Below are 22,302 nucleotides of genomic sequence, written 5' to 3' on the forward strand. Positions count from 1 at the left end.
GTGTTTATTTATTTTAATAATTTTGTTGCAAAGAATTTATTCAAAGAAAATCATAAAACGTATAAACTAAATAACCGTATTTTTAGTCTTTTAAAGTTGGTGAAATTTGCCCCCGTTATTGCCTTTCTCATCTTTTTAGTTTTAGTTTTATTTTATTTTCATACTAAAGCAGAGATTAGGCTATCACACGCCTGGTATGTTTCACAATTTTGGGCTTATTCTACTCTTCTCTATTTCTTCTATAGATTAACTAAGAACAAACTTAGTCTTATTTTTGCTGTACTATCAATTTTCATTGCCATTTATAATACACCATTATTTCATTATGAACATGTATTTATCGGTCACAGTGTTATTGTTTCTGACATTTTTGGAATTTTGATGTTTCTTTCTATGTGGTTTACAATTTCTAAAATTTCTACGAAATTACAGCTCTAAGGGAGCTTGGAGTTATTCAAGCCCTTTATTATATAAAAAGTTTACGAATGAAGGAGTATATTTTATTGACGAATCACATATTGTTGCAAAGATGGGCGGAACCGAAACTTGGATGACTTTCTTTAAGGATACCGAAGATAACACGCATGCATTTATAAGTGAAATAGAAGTTTAATAATAGATACTGAAAGGATACCAAAACACAATTATGGTATCCTTTTATATTTCATAACATAGTAGTCTCTCTATTGAGCTGAGCTACCGCTTGTTCCACAAAAAAGGAGGTTGCCGCAGCACCTCTTACTGTTCCACTGACGCTACCCATTAGTTTACGTATTCAGTCTGTCTCTTCATTTATCATATCTGCAAGACGCTTAAAAGCTGTATTTATGGGATTCTCTTCTAATCTTTTTCGAATCAAATTTGCACATTCTTCAGGACTTAGAACCGATGTATCTATCTCCAGATCATAGATGCCTGGAAAATGAACGGACTTCTGCCACAACATTATGGGTTTTGGTACAGACCCATCTTCAGCGTAACTATTATTCCAAGTCGCAATTCGTCGCTCCATTACAACATTTAGGGGGCATCGGATACCCACAAATAACACGGGAAAGTCCTTCAAAATACTAACACACTTATAAAGAATCCCCCTCCCAGTTGAATAGTTATCATGATGTCCTACATCAACAACAACGTTCAAACCTAATCGACTGTGTGCTGCAATAGATTCGTACATAGCCTGATACAAGGTAACGATTAATGCCTCTAAATCAGGGCGTTCGCCTCCAGGTCTTAATCCAATTCCAGGTTGATAGCGTTGAGGTGTCATACGAATAAAATTATCAACCCCTAAATTCATCCAAACCCCATCAAACGTATTTTGGACAATAGTTGCTATACTTGATTTTCCTGACCGAGGAGTTCCGTTCAGAATCACGATCTTACCTAATGGATTTGAACTTAGCACTCTGTTTCCTCCTCTTACCATAAATGTAACAGTTTTATTTGCTTACTTACCTGCTATGTTAGTCGAAAATCAATATAAAGTACAAATAAATATGCTAAGATATTCATAGGCACGAACGTTCATTCGTGTATAATTATAATATGCTTATCAAAGGGAGGAACTTTTATGAATTCAATAGAATTAATTATTTTAAACTTAAAAGAAGTTAGAAGAAGAAGCATAAAAGTCTGGAGATCTATTCCTGAAGAAAAACTAAGATGGAAGCCAGATAATGAAGCAATGAATTGTATAGAAATGGTCAGGCACATACTGGAAAGCGAACATTATTATCACCTAGCACTTAAAAATCAAGGAAGTTTATCCATTTTTAATTCTCCTTTTGAAAACAGACCTTATACTTCCGTAAATTCTGAATTGGAATTTGCAGAACCATATCGTAATCAATTCATAAATACAATCAGATCATTTTCTGAAGAAGACTTAACAAATATTAAGATTGATCGTTCTGATGCAGGATACATAAGAGATCTGGGGGACATGCTCCTACGCATTGCATATCATGAATCTGTTCATACTGGTCAGTTATTAGATTATTTAAGAACCGCAGGTGTTCCGAGAATCCGTATCTGGGATTAGCGCGTAATATAGGTGCTTTCACTGTTGTGTAGCACCTTTTTATTGCGTTTTGTTTTATTTAAGTGTTCCCTTCTTCAACTCCCTCAGTTTAATACAATTTTCTCCCGAATACTCGCTAACCTGAACGATATTTAATTACAACATCTCACAATAAAAAGGCGATCTTCTTCTTTAAGTATCGCTGCCCGGTAGTTTAAGGACAACATTTTCACAATCTTTTTTGTGCAAAAAGAAAAAGGCGACCCCCGTCTGGAAGAATCGCCCCATTACTTTAGCAAGAATCCAATGTTTTTAATTACCTTTCATCGCTTTATCAATACGGACAGGTCACCCTCAAAAACTTTTTCATCTCTATCATTAAAGGTAGATAAGGATACAGTAAGGACGCCTGTTTCATCTTTAGTTGCTTTCTTATCAATAACTTCAACATTGATATGCAATTCATCTTCAGGATACACAGGCTTTATAAATTTAATATTATTCATCCGTGTTCCAGCAATCACATCTTGACCGTAGAAACCTTCTTCAACCCAAAGCTTAAAAGTAATGGCTAACGTATGTATACCAGAAGCAATAATTCCATTAAACCTTCCCTGATTTGCTTTTTCCTCATCCAAATGCATATATTGAGGATCAAATTCACCTGCAAACCTCATAATATCTTCTTTTGTTAATTTTAATGATTTAGTTTGAAACACCTGTCCAATTGTAAACTCATCTAACTTCATTCTTACACCTCAACATTATTGTTATATTCATTGTTGTCCATGTTTATTTTAGCACCAGATACTCAACAAGTGGAAATTATAAAAGTCTTCTTAAGCTAAGAAGCACTCATGGTAGATTAATCCTTATTCTGATTGTTGCACTAACTTAAGTAGTGAATTCTTCACAATTTTTTTTGATAAACCTTTTTTATCTGAACAGTGAAACTATTAATTAATAAAACTCCATATGTGTTTTTTCCTTTTTATAATAATCCAGCCTGTCTTGTAAAGTACCTGTATGAAATTCAAACTTATGACCATCAGGGTCAGTAAAGTAAATGGATTTTTTATCTTTTTCATTTCTTAGACGACCTGAAAGGATGTGTACCTTCAATTCCTCAAGTTTAATGTACATATCATCAAACTCATCTTCTTCTATTGAAAATGCAATATGAGTGTATGACTGGCTGATTTCATTACGGGGAATATCTTTTTCTTCATTAAGGGCAAGCCATATACCATTCAAATCAAAATAGGCTGTGCTTCTGCCCTTGACTAACAACTTTGCATCAAACACATTTTTATAAAACTCTATCGATTTCTCTAAATTAGACACAGAAAATAAAAAATGATTAAGACCTTTTACGGACATAATTACACCTCAAAAGTATACTTTTTAATAATTCCACCATACAAAGGAAACAAATTTTATTGCAAAAAAATTACGATAAATTCAAAATAAGAGTCACAATTAAACAGAATTAGAAAGAAATTAGCGAGGTTAGTAAGGATAAAATAATAAAATCATATAAAAATGGAAAGATAGAACTTGTTTTTTGGCTCGTTTGATAACTATCTGATTTTTAAAATGATTTTCCCTTTAGCCCTTCCTGACTCCACATATTCCATCGCTTTTTGAGCATCCTCAAAAGGAAAAACTCTATCAATTATCGGTTTGATTTTACCAGTCTCAATAAAGTTTGCGATTTTAAGCAATTGCTCTCCACTTGGCTTCATAAACAAAAACGAATATTGAACATTATGCTTTTTTTCAAGCGCAGTAAGTTTATAACTTGCTGCTGAAAACAACAACGTTTTAAAAAATCCGGAACCATATTCTTTACCAAAACGAGCATTTGGTAATCCCGAAACGGAAACAATCTTTCCTCCGTCTTTTATCACTTTGAATGATTTTTCAAGTATCTCGCCACCAAGTGTATCAAATACGGCATCATAGTTTTCAAGTATCTCTTCAAATTTTTCTGTCTTGTAATTAATGATTTCATCTGCACCAAGAGATTTTACTAAATTCGAACCTGCTTCACTTGCGGTTGTTGCAACAGTGGCACCCATTAATTTTGCCAGTTGAATAGCAAAGGTACCGACACCACCAGCCCCAGCATGAATAAAAATCTTTTGTCCTATTTGTAATTGTAAAATGTCAATTAACGCTTGATAGGTGGTTAACCCAACCAGTGGGATTGATGCTGCTTCCTCAAAGTTCAAATTTTTAGGTTTTAAGGCGATGTCATCTTCATGAATGGAGATATATTCCGCAAACGTACCGATTTTACTCTTACGTGGACGTGCATATATTTCGTCACCAGCTTTAAAACGAGTCACTTTTGCGCCAACTTTTGCAACGACACCAGAAAAGTCATTCCCTAAGATAAGAGGCATTTTATAGTTAACTAACAATTTCACTTTCCCATCGCGTATTTTAAAATCAACAGGATTGATACTAGCTGCATGAATTTCTGCGAGTACCTCATATTCACCAATTTCAGGAGTGGGCATTTCTGCCAAACGCATTGGTACTTTCCCGTATTTATCAATCACCATTGCTTTCATAGCCTTTACCTCCAAATAATATATGTTAAAATTCCACCATTTCAATAAAAGTTCTGCATGAACTTATCAATATCAGACACAAGTGTTCTTAATAAACCTAATTCTGTACGGACATTAATATAATAAAAATTCATTGTCCCTTCTTTACGCATTAAAATTACTCCGGCATCTCGTAAAACCTTTAGATGATGAGACACAGCAGGTCGAGAAAGATGGGTTTGTTCTGTGATTTCACCCACACGTAATCCTGTTTGACAATCCGTTCCCATTAGAACTAACAAGATCGATTGACGTGTTTCATCACCAATCGCCAATAGTACCTTTTGACAATTAATAAAATCCTCTTTGATAATTTTTAGTTGGTCATGTTTATTCATGCAATTTAATACCTCCAGTGATCAGTTGAATCGTTTAATTTGACGAACCATATGATCGAATACCACTATATACTACGGTTGTATTCGGTGCAATATTGAGAAAGAAAATCAAGACGAATCACTTCTGGTCAATACCGTTTTTTCAAAACATGCCCCATACTTAATTACAACAGTATTCCTTAAGTTTGAAACATTTCTAAAACCAATTTTTCTGCAGAAACGATTGAATGTAGAAGGAGATACATTCAATCGTTTCTGCTGCAGTTTCTAATGAAAATCCCTTAATCTTATGGAGATTTACTAATAAGCTTTTTGCTATATGGTAGTTAACAACCTTATCAAGAGTATTATTTATGTATGTTAAAGATTATAAATCAATGTTTCCACATTTCCCACCTCGAGTGAATAATTCATAGTATTTTATCAAAATTGTCGATTCTCCAATTTTAAAAGTTTCTTTTCCAATAACCGCTTGATGTAAATCAAACCTTTGATTCATAAGAGAATGTGAATCTGCACGAATATGCCCAGCTTAGTGGATTCAGGTCTATATTCTTCATGCTAAAAGCACACAATATTTTTGGGAAGGTCAGGGGCAACTTTCAATAAAAACATTTTCTAATGGAAACACCTTTTACAAAACTAATCGAGGATATTTTTCCGTTGAAGAAAATAGGTTCCTTCTACTTTATCCAGGCTCCTATACAATTTCAATTGATGAAAAAAATGAAGATTTTCTCGTAATGTGCAGGAAATAATATTTCCACTTACATAATTTATCCCTGATTGGTAAAAATCTTAATACCAACATAAAAAGGAAAGAGGTATTATTATTGTTTTCATCTACCAAAAAGAAGCTCGATATAATTATAAAGATGGGTATTGGAGCTTGTATTCTTACAAGTATTTTCACTGGATCCCTTTTTTTATTTGCTCTTACAATCATTCGTAAACTTAATAAGATAAACCAAAAGCTTGGGAATTAGCCCTACCTTTTTTAGTACGCAAATGGGTCAAATCAAATAAGAGCTACCATGCAACTCTTACCTCAACTAGTCAAGTAGAAAGGGAGCCTTTCTACCTTGCGGTAAATTGTACTCCTCCCCCCTCACAGAACCGTGCTTGCGCTATTAACGCACACGGCTCATCCTAGTCATTTTTACAAAATATAGCTAATTTCTTTTCTTAAGTCGTATATATTAACCTTAACTCTTGCGTAAGGTAAAGGATATTTATTAAGAAAGAGTATGAATTTATCCCAAGTAAATGATTTCCTTTGACTTCTTCTATTGAGCCATTTAAACAGTAAGTACCCGATTTTGTCTCTGAATTTGTTTACACTTTGGGTATTATCTGTAATGCAATAGTAGTTGTAATAGCCTACTAGTGAGCGTTTAAATCTATCCATAATGGTATGAATGTCTTTGTTTCTGTTAATTTTCAACCATCCTTTAGTTTCTTTTAGTTTAGCTTGGACTTTCTTCCTGCTTGTTCTCCGTTTTACTCGAAATTTCCCTTGTTTACTCCTACCGCAATAGTGTGTAAATCCAAGGAAATCAAAAGTTGCCGGTTTACTTCTTCCCTGTTGATTTGCATTTTGCTCCGCAAACCGCCCGAAGGGTATGATTTTGGTTTTATCCTCAGCTATTTCTAGATTAAATTTCTTTAATCTCAACTTTAATGAATGGAAGAATTGCTCGGCTTCACATTTATATTGAAAACAACAAACAAAATCGTCTGCATATCTCACTATGTATGCTTGTCCCTTGCACTGTTTCCTAACCCTTTTCTCAAACCATAGGTCAAGGACATAATGGAGGTATACATTGGCTAATATCGGAGATATTACTCCACCTTGCGGTGTGCCTTTGTCTGTTTTATATTTCTTACCTTCTTCCAATGATTTTTAGTAGGTTAGGGTCAGCGATTCGCAGTTTTAAGAAATCCATCATCCATGTGTGGTCAACGTTGTCAAAGAATCCTTTAATATCTACATCTACTACATAATTTACTGTTCTCTTTTCAATATAGTGGTTCAGTATTTTCAAAGCATCGTGGCAGTTACGATTTGTTTTATCCTACTTGCCTTTAACGAAAGATAAAATGTAGCTTTCTGCTGTGCTTAAGGCATCAGCCCTCTCGATTTACTAACATTATGGAGCTCAATCCCTTCAACCATTTGGCTTTCGGCCCGCCATCTAACTGTCTACGATTAAAGACTAAAGTTACCTTTAGCCCTCCAAGACTCTCTACGAGCGAATGGCTAGTTCTTACTTGACGGGAATCCCACCAGCTATATGATACGACCTATGCTCGGCCGCACAAGCACCCCGTTAGTTGAACAAGCACCTTCTTTTCTATTGCATATAATCGTCGTACAATGCAGTAGTGTCAGCATATTGTTATAGAATGTTTATAATGTTTAATTATTATTAGTGTCTTTATTGACTTTTCTCCAGTCAGTAGCCCTTAAAAAATTATTTGATACTTTTATGCTACCTTTTGATTTCGCTTTTAACGAAACGAATCCATTAGATGCGTGTATAACAGAGTAACCCAAGGTTTCTGAAAACCATACATCACCTTGTACAGTTTGTTTAATCATCTCCCAAGTTTTCACTTAAATGTTTTCTTCCTTTCTGTTGAAGTCTCGCAAAAAAGGTTTCTTTAAAACTCCATTTAACCGATGAGTAAAAATTAATCTTTTATATACTTCCTATAGTCTGAATTACCCGTAATTTAAAGGTATGAAGAACTTATAAGTGCCATGTCTGGTAAATATCACCATATAAGAATTATAAAGATGGAATGAGATAATTGTAATAAATACAAAGATTGAAAGACATTCAAACAATAGTCCAATTGAATAATTGTTCTACTAAAACTAACTGCCCCGTTAGCTCAACAAGAAAATAGACCGCCGCAGCGATCATCAACTTTAGCTAATGCACCCGTTAGAATTCCTGTAGATAGCTATTTTTCGCGTTTGAAAAAAATAGAGCCCCTCATTAAGATGATTATACAAACAGAACACAAAATCATTCTTAGGAGGAAGCTCTAATATGAAGTTTAAAATGCAAGACAAACAAAATCACTAATTGAAAGAATTTCGATCAAACATCTTATTGTAGGAATAGATATAGCCCAACAGTTTCACGTTGCTCGTGCCGTAAACTTCCGTGGCATTGTTATTGGTGATCCTCTAACGTTCGAAAATAATGAAGATGGCTTTGCTAGATTAATACAATGGATTAATCGGTTGAAAGCTTTAAAGGGCTTAGATACTACGATTGTTGGTATGGAGCCAACCGGACACTACTGGGTTAACTTATCAAAATGGCTTTATGAAAGAAATATTGAAGTAGTGACAGTAAACCCCCACCTTGTAAAAAGAAATAAAGAAAATCGAGATAATACCCAATCTAAAAGTGATAAAAAAGATGCCTTAGTTATCGCTGATATGGTGAAGAATGGCTATTATTCATTTATTCGCCCTTCTTCAGAAATCTTTGAAAAACTACGAGTCAAATCAGATTAACCGCTGGGTATATATTGTTTTCCCAGAACTTCGGCAAGTTTTCAAAGATGTTAAAGGAAAAGGCGCAATCGCAACACTTCGCTTATTCCCTACCCCACTTGAAATTAGTTCAATGAAACCACAGGATATCGTGAATGGCTGGAAAACCTTAATGAAACGACAAGCTGGTTTAAGAAAAGCAAAACTACTTATTGAATTAGCTACCCATTCTGTTGGTACACCACAAGCACTTGATGCTTATAAATTACACTTGGAACAATTAATTGAAGAATTCGATCTAGCTACAGCCCAACTCGAAAGAGTTGAAAAGGAAGTCACTGAAGTTCTTAAAAAAATACCTTTCGCTAAAAAATTGCTTGCCATTAAAGGCATAAGCGAAATTGCACTTGCCGGTATTTTAGGAGAAGCCGGAGATCTCAGTGGTTTCGCTCATGGTAATTCTTTATTACGACATGCAGGGTTACATTTAGCAGAGGCTAGTTCAGGTAAATGGAAAGGACAAATTGTCCTTTCAAAACGAGGAAGGTCCCGCTTACGACGCTTTTTGTACCTAGCCACAATGAGCCTTGTCATGAACAACCCCGATTTTAAAGAATTACATTCTAATAATGTTAATGTGAAAAAGATGAAAAAAATGAAGTCCATCATGAAATTAATAAATAAATTTGCAAGAATTCTAGTAGGAATGGCAAGAAAAAATGAATCTTATCGTTCCGACAAAGTACAACCTTTAATTTCAATAGCTGCTTAATAAAATTTCCAACATATCTTCAATTACAAGTAAATTAATAAACTGATAGATAAATACATTTCGAATATTGGCTTATTCGTAGGATTTCAAAGAAAGTACGAAGGACCGGATTACTTAAGCATAAGGGCTCTGACCCGTTCCGTTAGAAAGACCGGCATCTACCACTTGGATAGGTATGACGAAGGAATGAAAGGGCATTAGACCCGTTGAGACATGGGAGCGAAAACCTCCAGGGGTGGCGTGGAGAAACGTACATTATATGGAAAATAATGGAGTTGTAAATACCTCCTTTATTTAAGTACGCCTTCATGTAGCCAAAATGCTAACAACACCTTTCATCAGTCCCCTAGTATTATTACAAGTGATTTGAAATCCTGCGAATAAGTGAGTATTTGAGAGATAATCGTATCTAACTGAGGGAGCTTAATAAGGAAAGTTTAATCCTTCAAAATTTGTCCTTTGTAATGCCATTCCAAATAAGTGTAAAAAGAAAAAACACAACGAAACAAACTACTAACTTAAATAATTGGTTAACAATCCAAAAATGGGATATTTCAAATCCCCTCATATTATCTAGAGTTACATATACTATAAAAATTGTAATTAAATTCTTTTTATCCATACTCCACACCCCAAAAAATCAGCTAATAATCTTCATTATTATCTTAAATTGATTGGTTGTATATGAATATAAGTAAATTAATCCAGACACAACAATATCCTTATTAAAATATCCTGCACCGTTATCTCAATAAGAAAAGGAGCTGTAACAACAACTCCTTTGTTCAACTCTTGCACCCGTTCGTAATATAAGGTTAACCAGATTTTTCTGGTTGACCATTTTTTATATGGTCTTATGATAACGGTAGTCGGGGTAGAACGTCGCACCCGTGGGAATTGGATCCCGTTAGCTAAACTGTTCACCCCCTACTTGTATAAACATGTTTCAGGCTGGTTGGGACCATGATCCCGTTTAACAAGCGAACCTATGACATTACAAGGAGCCTAAGGGGATACCGACTAATATTGTTTTTCTAGGAGGAGATAAAGTATGAATCCAGTCATTGGTCTGGATGTATCCAAAGGAGAAAGTCAGGTTCAAGCATTTTTAGATAAAGGCGAACCATATCGTAAGAGCTTTAGTATTGAACACGATCTTGAAGGATTGGGGAAATTATTAGTGTTCCTTCAAGAAGTTGAGAAAGCAGCTGGCGGTCATCAACCTTCGGTTGTTTTAGAATCAACTGGACACTATCATTTACCCGTTATTCAGTTCCTAGATGAACAAAAATATATTTATATTATCGTCAACCCTCTTATTTCACATAGAGCTAAAAGTTCAAGCCTACGAAAGGTAAAAACAGATGCAATTGATGCTTATCACCTGTGTGAACTGTTTTATAAAGAGGAGCTAGAGCCTTATAAAAAGCGTGGAATTCAACTCTTAAACCTTCGTAATCTAACAAGGCAACAAGAGAGTATTGCAGAAATATCAGCGAAAACAAAGTTACAGTTGCACTCTTTAATCGATAAGGTATTTCCTGAGTATCGAGGTGTATTTGGAAGCCTCTATTCAAAAGTATCATTGCTTACTTTACTAGCATTCCCTACTTCTGAAGCAGTATTAAGTGTAAGTGAGAGAGAATTAACAGATAAAATAGCATCGTTATGTATGAGTCGTTCAGAGCTTTGGGCAAAAGAAAAGGCACAGAAGTTAAGAGACGCAGCCCTTCGTAATCCTTTTCAGCACAATCGATACAAGAGTCATATATTTAACCTTGAGATCTTAGTCAAAATTGTTCTTCAATACCAAGAGCATCTATCACAGATTGCGAATGAAATAGATGCCCTCGCTAAAGAAATTGAAGAGTATAAGATCCTCCAATCTATCCCTGGTATTGGAGAAAAAATCGCTGCAACGATTATTTCTGAAATTGGAGAGATAGATCGGTTTAATGATGCCAAAAAGCTGGTTGCATTCGCTGGTATTGATCCAAGTGTGTACTCTTCAGGTAAGTTTACTGCATCCGTTAACCGAATTACAAAACGAGGGTCTTGTAGACTTCGCCATGCCCTATATATGGCTGTTCAAAGCGGAATTCGTGATGCACGTAAAAAGAAAACGACTGAAGAAATTATTCCACGCAATAAAAGGCTAAGAGAGTTCTACGATAAAAAACGTGAAGAAGGAAAACCCTTCAGAGTAGCAGTTATTGCATGTGTTAATAAGCTCTTACATTGGATTTTCGCCTTATTAAAAAGCGGAACTACTTTCCAAGATATAGCTTAAAAACTATATCTAACTAAATACAACAAAACCTTCCAATTATAAGATAGAGGAAGGTTATTTGGCATGAACATTTTTAGTATAGCATGGGTAATATAAGTTTTTTAGTGAAAAATATTGACAAACTATTAGCTGGTTTACTTTAAGTACGATACTTCACAAACTTACTCAACGAAAAAGGCAATGTCAATTAAACATCGCCCTGTTTGTTCTAATGGAAAATAGGTGGCACCTAAAATCCAATGGTTATAGGGCTTTACACGCCACGTTCAGTATTATCATCCGATTTGATTTTTTCGAAATTATTCATTGAACTTAACCAGTAGGAGGTTAAAAAAATGGAAGAATGAAGAAAGAAATCATATGTGTGAAGCCAATCTTTGGCATTATAAAAACAAATCTTTTCAAAAATCGGTTCTAAAACAAATGCGCCTAACACACCAAAAACAATTGCTTTTATAAAGGGATTAATATTGGGTTTCAATTGGATGAAAAACATGACTGCCACTGGTAGCATTGAAAGATCAAAAGGAAGAAACAACATGGGGGAAAATGGAACTACTTTAAAGGGATACGACCATTTCCCTAACGACATAGCAATGCTTTCTATAGCATAAGAGAGAAGCATAGAAGTAAAACCTGCTAGCAGTAAACGATTTGTACTTTCTTTTTTTCTAAACATAAACCAAAGTGTCCATGGAAGGATGATTAATGCAATACCAAGCCACCATCTCCATGTAAATAGAAATGCATTCTTTGTAGCGTCTGCCATCAAACTATTTGCTTCAACTATTTTTAGATACCCTTGCTCAGCTTGTCTCAATCCCTCTTCGATTGTCATTTTTTAATTATCTCCCTGTCCAATTGATTCGAATCCTCTGAAATTGTTGGCGTATTAATGTATCAACGATTTCTTTGATGGACTTTTTAGTTACATGTTTTATTTGGTTTACCATTTCTTTTACCTCTGGTTCAGCATTAATCACCAGTCGAGTATGAACTTTCAATTTTTTCAACCTCCGTCACTTAACGTTTGTATGTACGTATGTTGATGTTAATTTTCCCCATTAACTGTTACTACATTCAAAAGAAGATAAAATCGTGCTTCGATTGGATTGTTATTGCGCTAAACTGCCCGTCCGTATTATAAGGTTAACCAGAATGCTAAATATTTCTGGTTGACCTTATTTATTTTGGTCTTATTATATCAGTAGCCAGGGTAGATCGTAACTGCCCGTGGGGCTTTGACCCCGTCAGCTAAACGGTTCGCCCCCTACTTGTAGAAACATGATTGAGGCTGGTTGGGACTTAGATCTCGTATAACAAGCGAAGCTGTGACACTACATGGAGGAATTAGGGGTACTGGCAAATTACTAGTTTAGGAGGAGGATTTAGAAATGAATCCAGTCATTGGTCTGGATATTTCAAAAGGAGAAAGTCAGGTTCAAGCATTTTTAGATAAAGGCAAACCATATCGTAAAAGTTTTAAAGTTTCTCATACTCTAGAAGGTCTAAGTTTACTTGTAGATTTTCTTGAGGAAGTTAAAAGAGAAACAGGTAAGAAACCACCTGTTGTTTTAGAGGCAACAGGACATTATCACTCCTCTGTTGTTCAATACCTAGAGGACCGTGGATATTTAATGATAATCATTAATCCATTGATTTCTTATAAGGCTAAAAGTTCAAGTCTTCGGAAAGTAAAGACAGATGCGATAGATGCTTACCATCTCTGCGAGCTGTTTTATAAGGAGGATTTAGAGCCGTATAAGAAGCGTGGTATCCAGCTATTAAACCTTCGGAATCTTACAAGACAGCACGAAAATATTACTGGTGTATTGATTCAAACAAAGCTACAATTTCAAGCAATTCTGGATCAGGTCTTCCCTGAATACAGAGGTGTTTTTGGTGACTTATATTCGGTATTATCACTATTAACTCTTTCAGAGTTTCCCTCATCTGAAGATATTTTAGAGGCAAGTGAAGAAACAATTGCCGACAAAATCACTGAGTTATGTAAAAGTCGTTCCCATCGATGGGCTAAAGAAAAAGCTAATCAGCTCAAGGCTGCAGCCAATCGAAATCCGTTTGAAAAGACCTTATATCAGAGCCATATTTTAAGTTTAGGTATGTATATCAATATCATTCTTCAATACAAAGAGCACCTATCCAAGTTAGAGTCCGAGATAGATGCCCTCGCTAAAGGAGTTGAAGAATATAATATTATCAAATCTATCCCTGGTATCGGTGAAAAGATCTCGGCAACGATCATTTCAGAAATTGGAGAGATAGATCGATTTACTGATCCTAAAAAGCTCGTAGCTTTCGCTGGAGTTGATCCTAGTGTATTCGAATCTGGTAAGTTTACAGCCACCAAAAACCGAATCACCAAAAGAGGATCCAGTAGGCTTCGTCACGCCTTATATATGGCAGTTCGTTGTGCCATACGTGACTGTCGTAAAAAGAAAACAACTGATGAAATCATCCCACGAAACAAGAGAATGCGAGAGTTTTACGACAAGAAACGTGATGAAGGAAAGCCTTTTAAAGTAGCCGTAATAGCATGCGTAAATAAGCTCTTACATTGGATATTTGCCCTTTTAAAGAACAAAACTACTTTCCAAGATATAGCTTAGAACCTAAATCTAACTAAATAACACAAAACCTTCCAAAATTAGACTAATGGAGGGTTATTTGGCATGCATATTTTTAGTATAACATGAGATATTTTAAGTTTTTAATGAAAAATATTGACAAAATATTAGCTGGTTTAGTCCAAAAAAAAATGACCGCCCGCAGCGGTTGCATCATCCTGAATAAACGCAACCCTATACTTTAAGTGCAACTCTTCACAATCTTATTCAGAAATTGCAAATCACTTTAACTTCAAGATCAAAGTCATTTTATTAAAGGATTAAACAAAAAGAGTGGCTAACACCAAAAAAAATCGGAAGATACTTGGAAATTTTAGATCAAAATGTGTTGATATATATACCCAAATCTCGTTTGGAGGTCCAGAAAGGCGATAGCGCGAGACACGATCGACAATCCTTGCACAGCAAAAATTTATTAAGTCAATTTTCAAGACGTAAATTAAGCGTCAAGTAATCCCATATTAATAAAAAGAGGATTATTTGACGCTTTTGTTTTTTAATGTATGCTATTTAGAAGCAACCCTGGCGATATAGAACTCATTTACGGTTTTTTCCAACTTGACCTAAACTAATTTCTTCTCTGATTCTTGGCATTAGTTTTTCATGATTCAAAAAAACTACTGCGATAGCTGTGGCAACTGTACAAATTAATGGAAAGTATATATATAAGAATTTTATTCCGATTATAGCGCTATCTGGTTGAACATTTGCATTTGGAACATACTTGGTATAAGCAAGAATCCATCCTACCAATGCCGAAGCCAAACCTGTTCCAATTTTTAATCCAACACTAGTTAAACTAAATACTGCACCTTGAACTGGAACTCCAGATTTCCAGAATACTAAGTCTCCTACATCAGCAACAATTGCATATATACCGGCAGATAACGTAACACTTCCTATAGAAGCAATAACAGAACTCACAATGAACATGGTTAAATTTTCCGAGTAAATACCCATTGCTATAGTCCCGATTGCTACAATAATTTGTCCACCCAGTATGCTTTTTCTTAACCCAAACTTACCAACTATTTGGGATGCAAACATTAAACCAATAATAATTGGCAACATACCTGCAAGGGCAATGACTCCCATAAGGTCTGGTCTTTTAAAAATATACGTTACGTAATAAATTTGTACGGATGTCCGAGTTTGAGCTAGGTACATCAATAAAAACATAATAATTGCAATTAAGAAATATTTATTTGAAAATAATACTTTGATCGTTAACCATAAAGAAATGTTTTGAGCGTGCCCTGCATTGTCTGAAACATTACGTTCCTTTATAAACCACCCTGTAATCATCAATGGAATAGCACAAACAATTGAATAAATAGCTGCCGTAATTGTCCATCCACGTTGACCACTGCCAAAATCATGAACTAAAACAGTTGTAAATGATGATATTACTAAAACTGCTAAAATAGCCAAAATAAATCGATAACTACCTAAGGATACGCGATCTTTTGAATCCGTTGTCATAAATGAAGTTAACGCACCATATGCAACATTATTTGAAGTATAGAACACTGCAGCTACAAGAAAGTATAGAACAAACACATATACAATTTGCCCTGTCGAACCAAGTGAACTAGGAACATTAAAAAGTAAAAATGTAGCTATCGCTAGTGGAGGGGTTGTCCAAAACACCCACGGTTTTGCTTTACCCATTTTCGTATTTGTTTTATCGATAAGTGTCCCAATAAAAATATCGGCAATCCCATCAAAAACCCGGCAAATTAAAAATATTGTACCAAGTATTCCCGCTGATAGCCCTACAGTATCAGTTAAGTAAATGGTAGCAAACATAGCAATAAATGACCAACTAAAGTTTGAACCAAAATCACCGATACCAAAAGTCAGCTTTTCTCTGAACTTTAATTTTGGAATCGATTTTGGTTGCATTTTCACTTCTGGTTTTGCTTCTTTATGAATGACAGTTTCCATTTGTTATTCCCCCTTTGAAAGTTCCCCTTTTTCATTGACAAATTGTTACTTACCGTTCTTCAATCTAACTATTTATACCCTAAACCACTTTTACCAATAAAGAGATATCCCGATTAAACGTTTTCATTTTTGGTAATAGGCTTTATCATTTTTTTTTATTTAAATAAGTCTAAGGTGGTGAGTAACGATTTGAGTTGACAATCTTCAGTTTAATGGATTGATGGCTAATACAACAACCAATCTTTGATTTTATCAACTCAAATCTATTAACTATGAATGCAACCCATTCGGTACTACATACTAGTGAATTGGAATTTTATTACCAGCCTCTATTTGCACCGTTTGAGCAATACATCCTTCCGCTTCAACAGTCACATTAATGGTTCCCATTGCTGTAGGTCGAACAACTGCGAGCACTTGTCCATCAAATGTAGTATGCGTTGAATCAAAATAATTTTCTTCTGTCTTCGGGTTACCACTTCCGAGTCCTTGTAATATACCGGCACCCTCCACTTTTACTGACACCTTACGATCAGCGAGCGGTTTCAAAATCCCTTTTTCATCCACGAGGGAAATTTTAACAAATGCGAGATCGTTGTCATCAGCTTCAATCTTAACTCGGTCAACTTCTACCTGCAGATTTACATGACTAGCGGCAGAAATTAGCGAATAACGCCCTGTTTCATTGCCATTGGTGTATGCCACCGCCACAATTTCACCAGGTATATAAACTGTATCAAACTCTGCTTTAAAGACATGATCTTCGCCTGTACCGGCTTTCCCAACCACTTTACCATTCACCAGTAATTCTACTTCATCCGCATCTGAATACACCTCAACCTTTACTGGGTAACCTTCATACCCTTCCCAACTCCAGCTGGAAATGGAATCACTCCAGCTCCATGGTGTAGAAATAGGCTTCTTCCCGTAGTATGCAGGACGCTGCACAGCAATGTAAGGCTGTTTTCTTAAACCAAATACAATTTCCCGATAGTAGGATGCAGGGCGACGATTACCAATGAAGTCAATATCGCCACAATAAGCAGCAATCCATGGAAAAGTACCAAACATTCCCTCCCCATTACTGGTTTCTTCATATTCAATCTTACCAATACCAACTTCTCCTAGATAATCCCAACCAGTCCATGTAAAATCACCAATTACATGCCCATTTTCTTTTACTAATTTCCAATTGTTAGCTATATTCTTTGGAAATGTTTCGCTACCACAGATAACCCGGTTAGGAAAAAGTTCCTTATCTGTTAAATATCGATTGTCCGCGTAGTTATATCCTGCAATATCTACCACAGCAAAGGATTCCGCAGTAGAATTAGTTACAATTTCCATACTCTGGATGTTTTTCATCGTTTCACCGATATTTGCCATTAAAGTATTTATATCGCCAGTCATACTGTCTTGTGTTAACTTTTGCAATTGACTCATAACAGAGACCATACCATTAATGGAATTAATTACATATCTGTTACTATCCAAACTACGAATTTTCTCTGCTAGTTTTCTGCCCCAGGAGGCTCCATTAGCGCTGCCTGTTTCTGGAATTTCATTTCCGATTGAATACATAATTACACTAGGGTGGTTGAAATCTTTATCTACCATTGCCTGGATGTCATGCTCCCACCATGTAGGGAAATTCAATGAGTAATCATAATTTGATTTATTCTGAGTCCAAATATCGAAAGCTTCATCCATCACCAACATACCTAAACGATCACATGCTTTAAGCATGGCTTTACTCATAGGATGGTGAGCACTACGGATTGCATTGAATCCTGCTTCTTTTAAAATGTCAACTCTTCTCTCTTCAGCGCGTTCAATTGTAGCCGTACCAATTACACCATTATCATGATGTATACATGCCCCACGAAGTTTCACCACTTCCTCGTTGATTCGAAGACCATCTTCCGCATCAAGGGATAGTGAGCGGATTCCAAAGCTATTAGTTTCTTCATCAAGTACATTGTTTCCTTCCATTACCTTACTTCTACATGAATATAGATAAGGGTTGTCCACATTCCACAACTTAGGTTGTTTTATATATAGACGTTGATGAAGGGTAGCGCTTTCATTAACAAAAGAAGTTAATGGTACAATATTGGAGGCAACAATATTGCCCTCTGCATCCACAATTTCAGTGATAACCTGGGTGGATTGTGGATTCATGCCTTCATTTTCCACAACAGTTGCTACCGTAACAATGGCACGTTCACTTGAAATATCAGGGGTTGTAATTTTTACTCCATCAACTGCAATATGAACTGGATTTGCAACCATGATTTTAGTATTTCGGTAGATCCCTGTTCCAGTGTACCAACGGGAGTCATCGTAACTCCTTGCTACCACTTTAATTTCATTTTCTTCACCATATTTTAGGAAGCGATCTGCCTTTATATAAAAATTGCTGTAACCATATGGATGTTGTCCTGCAAAATCACCATTTATAAAAACCATGGCATTCATATAGACCCCTTCGAACTCAAAGGTGACTCTCTTACCTGTAAACTCTGTAGGTACAAAAAATTTCTTCACATATTCATAAGTTCCATCAGTAAAAAAACCTTTCTTGTGCCCTGTTACTGAATGTGCGTTTCTTTCCAGAGTAATTGCTGCATCATGTGGCAGTGTAACGGATTTAAGTTCACCTGGATTCATGTTAAAGAAACCGGTACTAGCCCCAACGGTCCATCCGTCATTGAATGAATTACGAATCATTTTTAATCAACCTTTCTATAGAAGATATGTATTACTACAACTAGGTTAACAAAAAAAAAGAAAGGGGGCATTGCCCCCTTTCGATTAAATTGATTATAAAATGTGTCCATTTTCGACTTTTACTTTTTGGAACTAATGTTTTGCCTGAACTGTTCAGGAGTCATTTTATGAATAGTATGAAAAATATTATAAAAATGATTCCGATTTTTGTAGCCAATGGAGTCTATTATTTGCGTAATGGTCATACGGGTGTTCAAAAGCAATTCCTCTGCTTTGGATATTCGGATTTTTCTTAGATACTCTGAAAATGTGAGCCCCGTATGCTTTTTAATAAACCTAGCAAAATAATCCTGCTGAAAGTGAAACCGGTTGGTAAGCTCTTTTAAAGAAGCATCTTGGTAGTTCTTTCTTAAATACTCTTCTACTTCGAGAAAAAGTAAATCATTCAGTTGTTTTTTCTGTGTTTCGGTTAGGTTTATGTCATAGTCCATTGTCAATAAATAAAATATTCGAACCATTAGTCCTTTTACAATATAATTTGCCCCTTTTTGATTACCACATTTCTCATCAAACACTTGTTCAATTAGAGGAAGTAAAACATCATGTTGTCCTCTTGGGGTAAATTGTAATAACTGTTTTAAACTTTTCTGATCCAGAAGGGCTTTTCTTATAAATAGCTGAACGTTGTTGTTTTCTATTTCCGAAAGAAATATCCCGTCAAAAAAATTCTCTTTCATGCATATAAAGATAACAAAATTATCCTGACCTTTGACATAATCGGCATGTTCGGTGTTTCTATCAATAATACATACGCTTCCTTGGGGGAAGGTAAGTGTTTGCCCACCAACGATCTGGCTGAATTCTCCTTTCACAACAAAAGCCATTTCAATATAATCATGGCGATGCATCTTTGTCATACCCGCACTCAACCTGTTTTCAACATATGTTAGTATAGGTTGGCTGAAATTTATTGAGGTTACTACTTTACCGTCCGATGTGCTTCTCCATAAAATGATAGCAAAGGAATCGACAAGACTGTGAATGTCTTCACCTTCAGGGTTTAGTATTACATTTAAAGGGTGATCCACCATTATATTTTTATCTAATTCTGATATTGAATCAGTTTTACTTAATACTTCATATTGTTCCAGCAATTTCATCATTCTCACACCCTTTGCTTCTATTTTGAGAATAGATGTTGTTCTAGTTAAAGAAGATTAACTAAATATCAACTTAATTAAAATCGCTCTTTATGAATTATTTTAAAAGTACCGTAGGAACTTGTAATGAAGATATTCCTACTGTTGTACCCCTCCTTTAAACTAGTCACTACCTAATTATCATACTATTTCTATATTCAAAAAAACTTCTTCTTAAACTATCCTGCCCCAATAGTTTAAGTACATTTCTTCACAAACTTTTTTAAAAAGCCAGCTATTTTCCAATTAAGTCAAAACGCCAATTATTGCACCTCATAAAGCTTTCTGGAGGATATTCAAATTCGCAATCAGAGATAAACTCAAAATCAAGCTTCCGACAAATCGCATTAGAGGCAGGATTATCAATCGATGGGAATGCGTGAATGTATTTATATTTGTTCTCACTAGATGCTTCTTCTATTGCTAACCTTACTGCTTTTGAAGCTATTCCTTTCCCTTGATACGAGGGTAGAACGCTCCATCCAGTTTCATATACACTTTCATTATTCCAAGTAGTTTGCCAATAACCCACAGAACCTACTGGTTCTAATTTTGGTAATAATAAAATGCTGAACATACGTCCTCTATTACCAAGCTCAAGATATCGTTTATGTCGTTTCAAAATCTGCTCTTTACTCTCTGGACCACCAAGATGCTGCATCATTTCTGGAGCGTTAATACGAAAAAGTAAATCAAGGTCATTATCCTCCCAAGGCTTTATCTGAATTATATAGTTACTTGCTTCCAACTCTTTTCATCCCTTCACTACTTTTTATTTACTTTTTCTTTAAAGAAGCTAAAAATCCTCTATTTAATGTATTGTTGTTCAACTAAACTATCAGATAGTTTAATTACAAATTTTCACATTCTTTCTTATGAAGAAAAGCGACCTTCTCCTTGAAGTATCGCACCTATATTGAAGTAGGAAATTTTAAATCTCACTTTACCAATTAGAAGGAAGGATTTCTTTAATTAAAAGTCCTTCCTTCCATTATTAGTTTCCTATAACACTTCTAACAAAAAGTTTCTTATTTTTATAAACGATCGCACTAATTAAGGCAAGCATTAGAGCAGAAAGAAAGAATACGATTCTAACTCCCAGCATGTCTGCCAATATCCCTACAAGCAACGAGCCAACTCCGAAGATTCCCGTTCCTATAGCACCTAATGATGTATATACAGTAGATAACCCTTCTTTTGAAACACTGGTCTGTATAACCGTTTGTTGAGGAATATGTTTTATTTGCCCAAAAATTCCTATAAAGGTCGATAAAAGTAAGGCTATGATGGGATTACTATTTAAACCAAACCAAATTGTTACTAAGAAACAAGTAAACGAACCGATGAAAATAAAGGTACCCAGTTTCTTTTCCACAAAAGAAGAGTAGTTAATACAATAGACACTTCCTAAAATCAATCCAAAAAAGTAGGCACCATTGATGAATCCCCACCATTTTTCATCAACGTGTAAAGCATCGTTGATAAAAACATATAAAATGGCCGCAATCCATACCGTCCCTGCGATCGTTTCCAAACTGTCTATCCAAGCGATTTTTCTCAGTACTGGAGTTTCAGATAAAACTCTCCATCCCTGTTTGAGTTGATCTAATTTCCCTTTAGTCTTCGTTGTTAAATCAGTTACATTCTCTAAAAGACATAGTAAAGTACTAGATATTGCAAACAAACATCCAACTATCCAAATAAGTTGCTCAGGACTTAAAATAAGCAAGAGCGAACTACCCACGAACCACATTGCTGCTTGAACGATTTGAGTCACTGTTTCAGTAATACCATTAGCTTTTATTAACTCTTCAGAAGTTACATAATGTGGAATCAATGTCTGTCTTATTGGATTCGCACATCCATCCAGAAGAGCGATCAATCCAATTAGTAAAAAGATTAAATAATAGTTGGATGCTGTTATACCAAGTACGATCAACCCTAGAATCACAAGCAAAATTGTCTTTCCGATTTGTGATCCAGCCATCAGCCATTTTAAATTTACTTTTCCAACCAAAAGAGGAGTTAACACACTAGAAACAAACATTGCTGAAGTAATTGTAAAAGGAACTATTGACGAAGCTGTTGCCGAACTTGTTAAATTAAATATCGTACTAATAACACTTACGACATATAAGACATCACCTATATTTGCAAGTGAATGGCCTAACAACAACAATGTAAAATTTTTATTCCATTTCATTCTTTATCCCCCAT

At 35.3% G+C, this 22,302-nt stretch carries 17 protein-coding genes and 3 pseudogenes; 7 read left to right on the plus strand and 13 right to left on the minus strand.

All coding sequences use genetic code 11. From position 1 onward, the window contains the following. The gene (locus V7077_RS24840) at nt 1–438 is read left to right on the plus strand and encodes a hypothetical protein (protein ID WP_335506931.1); all 438 of its coding nucleotides are present in this window, start codon (nt 1–3) and stop codon (nt 436–438) included. Between the two features lie 55 nt (nt 439–493). After that, nucleotides 494–613: pseudogene (locus V7077_RS24845) on the plus strand (VOC family protein); the annotation flags it as partial. 162 nt (nt 614–775) lie between these two features. On the opposite strand, the gene V7077_RS24850 reads toward V7077_RS24845, so the two are convergent. Continuing rightward, nucleotides 776–1,411 carry a chloramphenicol phosphotransferase CPT family protein gene (locus V7077_RS24850; RefSeq protein ID WP_335506933.1) on the minus strand — a complete coding sequence of 212 codons (636 nt, stop codon included), beginning with the start codon at nt 1,409–1,411 and terminating at the stop codon, nt 776–778. A gap of 165 nt (nt 1,412–1,576) precedes the next feature. Between V7077_RS24850 and V7077_RS24855 the strand changes: the two genes are divergently transcribed. Further along, nucleotides 1,577–2,047, plus strand: coding sequence for a DinB family protein (locus V7077_RS24855; RefSeq protein ID WP_335506935.1), 471 nt, complete (start codon nt 1,577–1,579; stop codon nt 2,045–2,047). Nucleotides 2,048–2,349: 302 nt separating this feature from the next. On the opposite strand, the gene V7077_RS24860 is transcribed toward V7077_RS24855, so the two are convergent. The 4 genes from V7077_RS24860 to V7077_RS24875 all read right to left on the minus strand — a co-directional run bounded on the left by V7077_RS24860 (nt 2,350) and on the right by V7077_RS24875 (nt 4,982). Beyond that, nucleotides 2,350–2,775, minus strand: coding sequence for a MaoC family dehydratase (locus tag V7077_RS24860; RefSeq protein WP_335506937.1), 426 nt, complete (start codon nt 2,773–2,775; stop codon nt 2,350–2,352). 211 nt (nt 2,776–2,986) lie between these two features. Further along, nucleotides 2,987–3,406 (minus strand): FosM family fosfomycin resistance protein, encoded by a 420-nt coding sequence (gene fosM / locus V7077_RS24865; protein ID WP_335506939.1) that lies wholly within the window; start codon nt 3,404–3,406, stop codon nt 2,987–2,989. Between the two features lie 200 nt (nt 3,407–3,606). Then, the gene (locus tag V7077_RS24870) at nt 3,607–4,605 is read right to left on the minus strand and encodes an NADP-dependent oxidoreductase (protein ID WP_335506940.1); all 999 of its coding nucleotides are present in this window, start codon (nt 4,603–4,605) and stop codon (nt 3,607–3,609) included. A gap of 41 nt (nt 4,606–4,646) precedes the next feature. Next, nucleotides 4,647–4,982 (minus strand): ArsR/SmtB family transcription factor, encoded by a 336-nt coding sequence (locus V7077_RS24875; RefSeq protein ID WP_335506943.1) that lies wholly within the window; start codon nt 4,980–4,982, stop codon nt 4,647–4,649. 539 nt (nt 4,983–5,521) lie between these two features. Between V7077_RS24875 and V7077_RS24880 the strand changes: the two are divergent. Continuing rightward, nucleotides 5,522–5,713, plus strand: a pseudogene (locus V7077_RS24880) (AraC family transcriptional regulator); the annotation flags it as partial. A gap of 428 nt (nt 5,714–6,141) precedes the next feature. Here V7077_RS24880 and V7077_RS24885 read toward each other — a convergent pair. Further along, nucleotides 6,142–6,882, minus strand: coding sequence for a reverse transcriptase domain-containing protein (locus V7077_RS24885; RefSeq protein WP_335506945.1), 741 nt, complete (start codon nt 6,880–6,882; stop codon nt 6,142–6,144). A gap of 1,162 nt (nt 6,883–8,044) precedes the next feature. Here V7077_RS24885 and V7077_RS24890 point away from each other — a divergent pair. Together V7077_RS24890 and V7077_RS24895 are read left to right on the plus strand one after the other, a co-directional pair. Then, nucleotides 8,045–9,271, plus strand: a pseudogene (locus tag V7077_RS24890) (IS110 family transposase). Nucleotides 9,272–10,322: 1,051 nt separating this feature from the next. Further along, complete coding sequence (locus tag V7077_RS24895; RefSeq protein ID WP_335506947.1) at nt 10,323–11,561, plus strand: IS110 family transposase; 1,239 nt, start codon at nt 10,323–10,325, stop codon at nt 11,559–11,561. A gap of 253 nt (nt 11,562–11,814) precedes the next feature. Here V7077_RS24895 and V7077_RS24900 read toward each other — a convergent pair whose 3' ends face one another. Next, nucleotides 11,815–12,399, minus strand: a complete 585-nt coding sequence (locus V7077_RS24900) for a CBO0543 family protein (RefSeq protein ID WP_335506949.1) — start codon at nt 12,397–12,399, stop codon at nt 11,815–11,817. A 7-nt stretch (nt 12,400–12,406) separates the two neighbouring features. Beyond that, the gene (locus V7077_RS24905) at nt 12,407–12,565 is read right to left on the minus strand and encodes a hypothetical protein (protein ID WP_335506951.1); all 159 of its coding nucleotides are present in this window, start codon (nt 12,563–12,565) and stop codon (nt 12,407–12,409) included. Nucleotides 12,566–12,955: 390 nt separating this feature from the next. On the opposite strand from V7077_RS24905, the gene V7077_RS24910 reads away from it, so the two are divergent. Then, the gene (locus V7077_RS24910; protein WP_335506953.1) at nt 12,956–14,191 is read left to right on the plus strand and encodes an IS110 family transposase; all 1,236 of its coding nucleotides are present in this window, start codon (nt 12,956–12,958) and stop codon (nt 14,189–14,191) included. A gap of 555 nt (nt 14,192–14,746) precedes the next feature. Here V7077_RS24910 and V7077_RS24915 read toward each other — a convergent pair. The 5 genes from V7077_RS24915 to V7077_RS24935 all read right to left on the minus strand — a co-directional run bounded on the left by V7077_RS24915 (nt 14,747) and on the right by V7077_RS24935 (nt 22,288). Beyond that, the gene (locus tag V7077_RS24915) at nt 14,747–16,156 is read right to left on the minus strand and encodes an MFS transporter (RefSeq protein WP_335506955.1); all 1,410 of its coding nucleotides are present in this window, start codon (nt 16,154–16,156) and stop codon (nt 14,747–14,749) included. A 300-nt stretch (nt 16,157–16,456) separates the two neighbouring features. Further along, nucleotides 16,457–18,886 (minus strand): glycoside hydrolase family 2 TIM barrel-domain containing protein, encoded by a 2,430-nt coding sequence (locus V7077_RS24920; RefSeq protein WP_335506957.1) that lies wholly within the window; start codon nt 18,884–18,886, stop codon nt 16,457–16,459. 119 nt (nt 18,887–19,005) lie between these two features. Continuing rightward, nucleotides 19,006–20,049 (minus strand): AraC family transcriptional regulator, encoded by a 1,044-nt coding sequence (locus V7077_RS24925; protein WP_335506959.1) that lies wholly within the window; start codon nt 20,047–20,049, stop codon nt 19,006–19,008. 271 nt (nt 20,050–20,320) lie between these two features. Beyond that, a complete protein-coding gene (locus V7077_RS24930) occupies nt 20,321–20,833 on the minus strand; it encodes a GNAT family N-acetyltransferase (RefSeq protein WP_335506961.1) in 513 nt (170 codons plus the stop codon). A 246-nt stretch (nt 20,834–21,079) separates the two neighbouring features. Continuing rightward, the gene (locus V7077_RS24935; protein WP_335506963.1) at nt 21,080–22,288 is read right to left on the minus strand and encodes an MFS transporter; all 1,209 of its coding nucleotides are present in this window, start codon (nt 22,286–22,288) and stop codon (nt 21,080–21,082) included. Nucleotides 22,289–22,302: the final 14 nt, after the last annotated feature.

The organism is Neobacillus vireti (genome assembly GCF_036962465.1).
Taxonomy (GTDB): Bacteria; Bacillota; Bacilli; order Bacillales; family Cytobacillaceae; genus Neobacillus; species Neobacillus vireti_B.

Coding starts and splice junctions, on each gene's coding strand:
- V7077_RS24855 (WP_335506935.1), top strand. CDS start 1,577: ATGAATTCAATAGAATTAATTATTTTAAACTTAAAAGAAGTTAGAAGA.
- V7077_RS24860 (WP_335506937.1), bottom strand. CDS start 2,775: ATGAAGTTAGATGAGTTTACAATTGGACAGGTGTTTCAAACTAAATCA.
- fosM (WP_335506939.1), bottom strand. CDS start 3,406: ATGTCCGTAAAAGGTCTTAATCATTTTTTATTTTCTGTGTCTAATTTA.
- V7077_RS24870 (WP_335506940.1), bottom strand. CDS start 4,605: ATGAAAGCAATGGTGATTGATAAATACGGGAAAGTACCAATGCGTTTG.
- V7077_RS24875 (WP_335506943.1), bottom strand. CDS start 4,982: ATGAATAAACATGACCAACTAAAAATTATCAAAGAGGATTTTATTAAT.
- V7077_RS24895 (WP_335506947.1), top strand. CDS start 10,323: ATGAATCCAGTCATTGGTCTGGATGTATCCAAAGGAGAAAGTCAGGTT.
- V7077_RS24900 (WP_335506949.1), bottom strand. CDS start 12,399: ATGACAATCGAAGAGGGATTGAGACAAGCTGAGCAAGGGTATCTAAAA.
- V7077_RS24910 (WP_335506953.1), top strand. CDS start 12,956: ATGAATCCAGTCATTGGTCTGGATATTTCAAAAGGAGAAAGTCAGGTT.
- V7077_RS24915 (WP_335506955.1), bottom strand. CDS start 16,156: ATGGAAACTGTCATTCATAAAGAAGCAAAACCAGAAGTGAAAATGCAA.
- V7077_RS24920 (WP_335506957.1), bottom strand. CDS start 18,886: ATGATTCGTAATTCATTCAATGACGGATGGACCGTTGGGGCTAGTACC.
- V7077_RS24925 (WP_335506959.1), bottom strand. CDS start 20,049: ATGATGAAATTGCTGGAACAATATGAAGTATTAAGTAAAACTGATTCA.
- V7077_RS24935 (WP_335506963.1), bottom strand. CDS start 22,288: ATGAAATGGAATAAAAATTTTACATTGTTGTTGTTAGGCCATTCACTT.